This window comes from Lamprobacter sp. (assembly GCF_034860625.1).
Classification (GTDB): Bacteria; Pseudomonadota; Gammaproteobacteria; order Chromatiales; family Chromatiaceae; genus Lamprobacter.
Genome location: NZ_JAYESN010000181.1, coordinates 1 through 6,795, shown reverse-complemented (window position 1 = coordinate 6,795; position 6,795 = coordinate 1). Strand labels below are relative to the sequence as shown.

Genomic DNA, 6,795 nt, shown 5'->3' with positions numbered 1-6,795 from the left:
GCGTCGGTGATCGGATGAGTTTAGCCGATGGCGTCTCAGTAGGCACAAGCGCCGGCCAGGCTCCGCCAGACTCCATCAGCCCCGGCGCTAGGGTCTTCGCGCGTCATGAGGTCAACGGTTTCGTGACAGCGACCGTTAACGTGGTCCGTCCCTGATATCTCCCAGGATGCCGCGCTCGGCGGAGAAGGCGTGGTTGTCTTGCACGAAGTGGATGTCGATGCCGGCGGCGGCGAGATTTCCAATTACGCAAAGATCGGCGCAACTTTGGCGAGCACTTCGTCAAGCACCGACTGCGGCACGCTTTCAAGCTTGCGGCCGTGGCGCGATCCAATATCCAAAGTACGGGGTTGATCACAGCGCACGATACCTGTCGTTTGCGTACCCGATCCCATCAGGGAAACAGCAAAGCCCGCCGTGCGCGCAAAATTCCCACCACTGGTGATGGGTAGCACAATGGGAGTTCGCGTCAGTCGATTGAACGCGGTCGGCGAGACCACCAGCACCGGGCGGGTACCCTGTTGCTCGTGGCCCGATGCTGGATCAAGTGAAACGAGATAAATGTCGCCGCGCTCCATCACAACAGCTCGCCGCCCACCACAGGCGCATCGAGCCATTCCCGATCTTCCGCCGAGATTTCCGCGCCGGCGTCGCATTGAGCAAGCAATTCATCGAGCGTGTAGTGCGGTCGTGGATTCGGATTGACGACTAGGCAGCCATGATCGACCGCCAAGCCGACCGTCACACCAGCGCTCAGATGCAGTTGATCAAGAAAAGCTGGGGGAACGACCAGCATGACCGAACCGCCGACCTTCCGCAAACTCGATGTGTGCATTATTCGCCTCCAACGGGTTGTGTTATATCTAAATATAACGCTATCGTCTTCTTTATCGCAAGCGTCTTCGCGTCTTCTCGACATGGATGAGCACCGCGATCTTGCAACTGTGGCGAGCGCACACCGGCACCAGCTTATCCGCGTAGCGCCGCCCACGTGGGCGCGCCTCGCGCCGCTGACCGGTCATCTGTTCGATCTGGTGCAAGAACCGCTCACTGCCGATGGGTTGGGGCTGTTGAATGGCCAGGCGCGCGCGGGAGGTCGCCGGCGTCAATGGCTAGCGCGGTGCGCCAGACGCACAGGGCGGCTTGGGGGTGTTGGGGTCAGACGGGGTCGGTGGCATGCGGAGTGATGGGTGGTGCATCGGTCAGCAAGTCGAGCAGATAACGGCCATCGCCGTTCTTGGCCATGGGTCTGGATGAACTGGCTGGCTGCCAGCAAGCTGTCGGGTGCCGGTGTCGAGCCAGGCATCGCCGCGACCCAGGCGCTCGACGTGCAGCCGGTGCTGTTTGCAGATACAGCCGGTTGAGATCGGTAATCTCCAGCTCGCCGCGCGCCGAGGGGCGGATCTGTTTGGCCAAGTCCACCACCTGGTCGTCGTAGAAGTAGAGTCCGGTGACGGCATAGCGGGATTTGGGCTGGGCCGGTTTTTCTTCCAGGCTCAGCACGCGCCCGTCGGCGGTGAACCCGGCAACGAACACATTGGTGTCAATAACCAGCCGAACCATCGTGACAGCTTATGCGGCAGCACGCCGTCGGGCAATGAGCAGGGTGACGCCAACGAGCTTATCCGCATAACGCCGGGTGGTCTTGGCCTCGCGCACGATCTGCTGGAATTCCTTGTCGAGAAACTGTACGCCTTGCGACCAGTCAATCTCGGCATGAATGGCCGGGAACAACAGCGCGAGGAACTTGGGGAAGTCGTGCTCCAGGGCCTCTTTCCAGGGGCTATCGTGGTCGTGCTTGGCGGCGGTGTCTGAGGGTGGGGTGTCGGCGCTCATGGAGCGAGTCTAGCCGGTGCCCGGCTGGGGGTGGGAGGGACTTCGGCTGCGCTCATTAGGCTGTTCGGTATACTGTCCTTGGATTTCCTCGATCCCTGCAGCGATAAAGTCGTCCAAGGCATCGCACAGCGCGATCGCCTCCAACAGTTTGATGCGTGTCCCCGCCTCACCCATGCCTCAGTGGAAAATGGTCTCGGGTGTCTCAGCGCTCAGGATGCGTTTGGACCATTGCAGCAGTTGCTCCGGCTCGGCGGCCGTAATGCGTTCGCGGTAGGCATCAACGATGTCTGGTCCGAATTTCTCGTTGAGCAGTGTCAGTAGGATGGTCGCTTCGCCCTGCTGCACGCCCTGGTCAATAAACTGATCGGCAAACGCGCTCATGGTCTCAATCTCCTCGGCATACTGTTGCTGGTAGCGTTGGCGTTCATGCTCATCAAGGTTGGCGCCACGCACCGCGTGGGCGTAGACGTCGACTTTCTCCTCGGGCGCACAGCGCATGTTGGGCAGGTTGGGCAGGTTGGGCAGGTTCAGCCGGGCGACTAGGTAGGTTCTAGGTAGGTTCGCGCTTGTGCTAGCCTTCTGGCACGACCAACGTTTGCGGAGCAACCGCATCCGCGAAAGCGCGCACGCTCAGAATGGGTGTCGCGATCAGCGCCTGCGCCTCGCTGAAATCGCCATCTCCCGTGATCAAATAATCCGCTTTGCCAGAGGCTGCGCACATCAGAAAAGGCGCATCCTTGCGGTCGCGCGGGAAGTCGATCTTGTCCCTCGCTTCAATCATCCGCGTATCGGTCGCGAGCAGCTCCAACCACCAATTGATGGTTGCACGGTAGTGCTCCAGATCTGTTATTAAATGATATTCAATCATTATAAATCAGCAACTTGCTGGCCAACCCAACAGATTTGGAGCACTACCGTCTTACCATTGTTCCGTCAACGTCTCACCCGTCACAAACGCTTTGCCAAGACTTTAGCCCCATTGGGCGTCTTTCGGAATTCCTCATACGGCTGCCAGTCGTTCTACCGTATCTGGGAATTTCTCGACTAGCCGAATCAACAAGGCTGCCTGGGCATTAGGCCTGGCTCGGCCTTGCTCCCAGTTTTCAAGTGTGCGGGGATTGATGCGCAGATAACGTGCAAACATGGTGATCCAGATGACCGCCCCAGTCGAGGCTGTCATCGCTGCAAGACTCATTGCTGATTCTCCACATTGCCATCACCGGCCAGACGCGCCGCAAAGGCGTCATCGCGCAAAGCCCGAAACAGCTCGGCCTTCGTCAGCCCCATTTGGCACCGCATGAGCCTGAGCAATCCTCGTGCAAAAGGCGAGTGGTGGCGAGAAACGGTGACCAGACGGCGCTCGCCGCGAAAGCACGGATGCTCCCATTGCGCATGGGCCGTGCCGGGCTGGCGCTCCAGTGCAAACCCCAGGCGCATCAGCAGCTGTTCCAGCTCGCGCCACTCGACCGGTCGTTCCCTGACGCCCATGTGCCGCGCTCACACACAGCCGAGCGGGTCGCGGTAGTCTTCCGCCCACTGTCGCGCGGGCGCCGCACCAAGCCGGCGCAGGTGCGAGCCGAGCCACGCCAGCCAGTAGCGCAGCCGCAAATCCCAAGGCGCCGCGCGCCGCAGCAGCCGCTGTGCGCCCTGCCGATCGCCCGCGCGATCGATGGCAGTGACGCGGCTTAAGTAGTCGTCGATAGCGGCATGCAAACGCTCACGCGCTTCCCTAGCCGAGTCGGCCTGCACACCCAGCCCCAGGTCGATGCAATACGCCAGATACAGCGCGCCTTCTTGTTCAATCAGGCAGCGCAAGCGCAGTGATTTATCCTCCATGGCTCCTCCTGAAACGGTCACGTTGGCCAGATGATTGGCGGGCATTCTACCCCACCCCCTCCACCCGCTGAGCGCCTCGCCGCCAAGGGAGGTGGCGTGCAGGCGAACGCGTGGTGCCTCCACCCGCGCGCGGGTGATGAAGCTCGGCTCGGCGCGATGAATCGGCACCACATAGAGATCGCCCACCCCGCGGATGAGATAGCTCAGGCGCAGGGCGCGCGCTTGGGCCTGGTCGAGCCGGGCTTGATCGACCTGTTGCATCAGGTGCGAGGTGATCTCCAGGCGGGGCCGTTGCGATCCAGGGCGAACTCGATATCGAGCGGTTGGGCGCCGCCGGGTTGGCGCTGATAGGAGTCGAGCACGGCGGCGATGGCTTCGCGCAGGACATCGGCACGTCGGCGCGCACGCCCAGGCGCGAGGCGAAGGCGCCGGCTTGGGAGGCGGCGGCGCTGTCCTCAGCGCGCGCGGAACTGCGCACGGCGAGTGGCTGCGTGCCGAAGCGCGCGTGAATGGTGGAGAGGATCGCCTCGGGCTCAGCCGCCCAGCGCGCGGCGCTGAAGGCGAGCAGCGGCGGTACCTGGAAGCTGTCTGAACAGCCGGTCAGGCGCTCAAGGGTTTGCGCTTTGGTGCCGGGGCGTGGGGGTGCGCCCTTCAAATGTTGGTGCATGACTGACTTTAGGTGCTCGACCGAACTGATACTCAAGGCACGCTCGGTGCCTTGCGTCCCGCTACATTACATGGCACATGGCCCAACAGCCATGTGCCGCTCAATATCAGCCCCGCCATCATCTGTCAGCAAGCAGCATCGGCCCTAGTGCGCCGGCCTCGTCAAAGGGTGGCTCACCCGTGCCGGATGTTTCTTCGACCAACATGGCATCATCGATGCCGAGCAGCGGCCGTGGTGTCGCCGGTGCGTCGCATCCCGTCCGTTGCCGCAGCCAACCTCCAGCAGACGCGAGGCAGGCGGAAGCTGCGCGGCGAGCGACAGCGGCGATGATGACCGTCAGGCCTTGCGCCGCCAGATGGTTGCACAGGCGAAAGTAGATGCGTGTCAGCTCGATGCGCTCTTCGCGCGCATAGCCCCAGTGGTTGCCGAAGATGGCGCGCAGGTCGTCACCGTCGAGATAGACACTGCGCAGGCCGGCTTGGCGCAGTTTGAACTCGAGCTTGCGCGCAACGGTGGTCTTGCCGGAGGCGGAGTAGCCAGTAACCCAGATGACGCCAGGCCGATGTCGGGCGCTGCTTCTGCCTAGCTGATCACCTGGTGTCCCTTCAACCATGCTGAGCATAGAGTCCGCCTAGAACCGGCAATTCAGCCCTTTTAAGGTGCATAAAAGCAACATTTAAAATCAGCGACTTACGATTCCATGTGAATCTGCCGGTCACCGAACCACGCGATCCGTCGCAAGCACCTTGACGAAGAATCAGGGGCTTGCAGTCAGGTGAATTTCGTCACCTTAAAAGGGCTGAACCGGCAATTCCATATCCGAAGACTGAGCACTATCGTAGAGCGCACTCACCAATTCAAAATCAGGATAATTCTGATTGGTGCTAAAAAAATAGTCACGGTCATCGGCTTTATTCGAGTACGTCATCCGAAATACACCCACCTCCTCGACCGGATCAAAACGATAGAGAAGGGCGATGTGGAAGCTCTCGGCATCCAGTTCGACACGTGAGGCGTCATCATCATAGTGCCAGCGCAATAAGCCGCTTTCGGTATCCGCACACAACGACTTTATGAAGCGACGAATTTTCTCAGGCAACATCATTCTGCCCTCTTGGCGGGATTGTTGGCTTCTAACTGCTGTTTGAGCTGGAGCAGTTTTTTCAGCAACGCTGTTTTTTGTGGCTTTGAAAGGTAGGCGGAACCGCGTATTTGGTTGGCCTTTAACAGCTCAAACTCGATGTCGCCGAGCAGGTTGAAGGCCAGCCGGTTTTCCGAGTCGGGTGCTTCATCCAAGCCAGGCATGTTTTTGACGAGCAGACGACGCAAATATTGAAAGTGCACCACGCAAGCCGGGTACTTTTCCTGCATCAAATCCTGGGTCAGCAAGTCCACGCTGGCTAAACAATCGCTGATCGTTGAGGCATTTTCAACAGCCTGTACGCTCCGCAGCAAAGCAAGCGCCTGTTCTTGCACCGATCGGGTGATCTTCAGGCTGTGCAGAATCTCACCAATCGTCAGCAGCAACCCGATCAGCGTGATCAGCGTTCCCCAATAACTCAGATGATTGAGCCGAACTGGATCGGTGGCAATGCTGGGCGCAAACCCATAGACTGCAACCCACCACCCTCGCCACCAAAGAAGTCTTGCATCTGCTCATCGAGCTGCTGCTTTTTCTCATCTGCCGTGGCATGGATGGCGGCGGTTTTTTGCAGATTGTCCAGGCGGGCGTGGGAGAGGAGTTGGGCGTAGGCTAGGCCCAAGGCGCCGCTGGCGCAGAGTTCGGCGAGGGTGGCGGCGGGGAGGCGCTTGAGCGCGGCTTCGTCGATGTGCCAGAGTCCCTCGACGGCGGTGGGTTGGCCGTCGGCGCGCTGCATCTTGAGCGGCCAGGGGACGATGAGGCCGGCGTCGTGCAGGCGTCGTGCAGGCGGCGGGTGGCGCGGCGGGTGATTTGCAGATCGGCGCCATATTGGTTGGCGAAGGAACGGGCGCGAGCGAGTGCGGGGGCGTCGCCGCCCTGATCGTCGAACAGTGGCTCGGCGTCGTCCTCGGTGCTGAAGGCGGCCTCGTCGATGCAGAGCACCCCGGCGGCGGCGAAGCGGTCGTGGTCGAAAGGCTTCCAGCGCCGGCGGGCAAAGTCGGCGTGGGTGATAGCTTGGTAAGTCGGCATGGCGGGACTCCGGGGGTATTTGATTGAGTCCAGTCTACTGGGACGATGCGGTTCGCCGGATGGTCAGGTGGTTGCGGGCCAAAGGACATTCCGCATAGCTGGGTGTTGAGACCTTGGGCCTTGCGGGCAGAGACCAACCCGCCGCTCAGTGCTGAACCTCTGTGCCACTGCGTTGCAAGCACTCAACCAGCTCCAGATACGCCTGCTCCACGTCCCCGTCCTCGATCCCAGCGGCGATGAAATCATCCAGCGCATCGCACAGGATGATCGCCTCGGGGCTGTCGCCCAG

The 6,795-nt window shown here is 60.9% G+C and carries 14 protein-coding genes and 2 pseudogenes; 1 reads left to right on the top strand and 15 read right to left on the bottom strand.

The window, feature by feature from the left end; all coding sequences use genetic code 11:
- Window positions 1–242: 242 nt before the first annotated feature.
- The 10 genes and pseudogenes from VBE63_RS23300 to VBE63_RS23255 all read right to left on the bottom strand — a co-directional run bounded on the left by VBE63_RS23300 (window position 243) and on the right by VBE63_RS23255 (window position 3,930).
- Entirely contained in the window at window positions 243–575 is a 333-nt protein-coding gene (locus VBE63_RS23300; RefSeq protein ID WP_323685404.1) for a type II toxin-antitoxin system PemK/MazF family toxin, read from the bottom strand.
- Complete coding sequence (locus VBE63_RS23295; RefSeq protein ID WP_416274647.1) at window positions 575–793, bottom strand: antitoxin; 219 nt, start codon at window positions 791–793, stop codon at window positions 575–577. Before VBE63_RS23295 ends, VBE63_RS23300 begins: the two co-directional genes overlap by 1 nt.
- 91 nt (window positions 794–884) lie before the next feature.
- Complete coding sequence (locus VBE63_RS23290) at window positions 885–1,106, bottom strand: hypothetical protein (RefSeq protein ID WP_323685402.1); 222 nt, start codon at window positions 1,104–1,106, stop codon at window positions 885–887.
- 137 nt (window positions 1,107–1,243) lie between these two features.
- A pseudogene (locus VBE63_RS23285) lies at window positions 1,244–1,527 on the bottom strand (sugar phosphate nucleotidyltransferase); the annotation flags it as partial.
- Window positions 1,528–1,569: 42 nt separating this feature from the next.
- Window positions 1,570–1,833, bottom strand: a complete 264-nt coding sequence (locus tag VBE63_RS23280; RefSeq protein ID WP_323685401.1) for a hypothetical protein — start codon at window positions 1,831–1,833, stop codon at window positions 1,570–1,572.
- Window positions 1,834–2,010: 177 nt separating this feature from the next.
- Window positions 2,011–2,439, bottom strand: a complete 429-nt coding sequence (locus VBE63_RS23275) for a hypothetical protein (protein ID WP_323685400.1) — start codon at window positions 2,437–2,439, stop codon at window positions 2,011–2,013.
- Window positions 2,405–2,701: a putative toxin-antitoxin system toxin component, PIN family gene (locus tag VBE63_RS23270; RefSeq protein WP_323685399.1), complete on the bottom strand. Its 297-nt coding sequence runs from the start codon at window positions 2,699–2,701 to the stop codon at window positions 2,405–2,407. The genes VBE63_RS23275 and VBE63_RS23270 overlap by 35 nt, the downstream gene beginning before the upstream one ends.
- A 132-nt stretch (window positions 2,702–2,833) precedes the next feature.
- A complete protein-coding gene (locus VBE63_RS23265) occupies window positions 2,834–3,013 on the bottom strand; it encodes a hypothetical protein (protein ID WP_323685398.1) in 180 nt (59 codons plus the stop codon).
- Between the two features lie 11 nt (window positions 3,014–3,024).
- Window positions 3,025–3,321 carry a type II toxin-antitoxin system HicA family toxin gene (locus tag VBE63_RS23260; protein WP_323685397.1) on the bottom strand — a complete coding sequence of 99 codons (297 nt, stop codon included), beginning with the start codon at window positions 3,319–3,321 and terminating at the stop codon, window positions 3,025–3,027.
- 9 nt (window positions 3,322–3,330) lie between these two features.
- Complete coding sequence (locus VBE63_RS23255; RefSeq protein WP_323685396.1) at window positions 3,331–3,930, bottom strand: hypothetical protein; 600 nt, start codon at window positions 3,928–3,930, stop codon at window positions 3,331–3,333.
- A 62-nt stretch (window positions 3,931–3,992) separates the two neighbouring features.
- Between VBE63_RS23255 and VBE63_RS23250 the strand changes: the two genes are divergently transcribed.
- On the top strand, window positions 3,993–4,178 hold the full coding sequence (locus VBE63_RS23250; protein ID WP_323685395.1) for a hypothetical protein: 186 nt from the start codon (window positions 3,993–3,995) through the stop codon (window positions 4,176–4,178).
- A gap of 276 nt (window positions 4,179–4,454) precedes the next feature.
- On the opposite strand, the gene VBE63_RS23245 is transcribed toward VBE63_RS23250, so the two are convergent.
- The 5 genes and pseudogenes from VBE63_RS23245 to VBE63_RS31575 form a co-directional block, all read right to left on the bottom strand.
- Window positions 4,455–4,958, bottom strand: a complete 504-nt coding sequence (locus VBE63_RS23245; RefSeq protein WP_323685394.1) for an adenylyl-sulfate kinase — start codon at window positions 4,956–4,958, stop codon at window positions 4,455–4,457.
- A gap of 168 nt (window positions 4,959–5,126) precedes the next feature.
- Complete coding sequence (locus tag VBE63_RS23240) at window positions 5,127–5,441, bottom strand: hypothetical protein (protein WP_323685393.1); 315 nt, start codon at window positions 5,439–5,441, stop codon at window positions 5,127–5,129.
- Window positions 5,438–5,863 carry a hypothetical protein gene (locus VBE63_RS23235; RefSeq protein ID WP_323685392.1) on the bottom strand — a complete coding sequence of 142 codons (426 nt, stop codon included), beginning with the start codon at window positions 5,861–5,863 and terminating at the stop codon, window positions 5,438–5,440. Before VBE63_RS23235 ends, VBE63_RS23240 begins: the two co-directional genes overlap by 4 nt.
- Window positions 5,864–5,895: 32 nt before the next feature.
- Window positions 5,896–6,252: a SapC family protein gene (locus VBE63_RS23230; RefSeq protein ID WP_323685405.1), complete on the bottom strand. Its 357-nt coding sequence runs from the start codon at window positions 6,250–6,252 to the stop codon at window positions 5,896–5,898.
- A gap of 77 nt (window positions 6,253–6,329) precedes the next feature.
- Window positions 6,330–6,506 (bottom strand): annotated as a pseudogene (locus VBE63_RS31575) (hypothetical protein); the annotation flags it as partial.
- Window positions 6,507–6,795: the final 289 nt, after the last annotated feature.

Coding starts and splice junctions, on each gene's coding strand:
- VBE63_RS23240 (WP_323685393.1), bottom strand. CDS start 5,441: ATGATGTTGCCTGAGAAAATTCGTCGCTTCATAAAGTCGTTGTGTGCG.
- VBE63_RS23280 (WP_323685401.1), bottom strand. CDS start 1,833: ATGAGCGCCGACACCCCACCCTCAGACACCGCCGCCAAGCACGACCAC.
- VBE63_RS23270 (WP_323685399.1), bottom strand. CDS start 2,701: ATGATTGAATATCATTTAATAACAGATCTGGAGCACTACCGTGCAACC.
- VBE63_RS23255 (WP_323685396.1), bottom strand. CDS start 3,930: ATGCAACAGGTCGATCAAGCCCGGCTCGACCAGGCCCAAGCGCGCGCC.
- VBE63_RS23295 (WP_416274647.1), bottom strand. CDS start 793: ATGCTGGTCGTTCCCCCAGCTTTTCTTGATCAACTGCATCTGAGCGCT.
- VBE63_RS23245 (WP_323685394.1), bottom strand. CDS start 4,958: ATGCTCAGCATGGTTGAAGGGACACCAGGTGATCAGCTAGGCAGAAGC.
- VBE63_RS23300 (WP_323685404.1), bottom strand. CDS start 575: ATGGAGCGCGGCGACATTTATCTCGTTTCACTTGATCCAGCATCGGGC.
- VBE63_RS23260 (WP_323685397.1), bottom strand. CDS start 3,321: ATGGGCGTCAGGGAACGACCGGTCGAGTGGCGCGAGCTGGAACAGCTG.
- VBE63_RS23265 (WP_323685398.1), bottom strand. CDS start 3,013: ATGACAGCCTCGACTGGGGCGGTCATCTGGATCACCATGTTTGCACGT.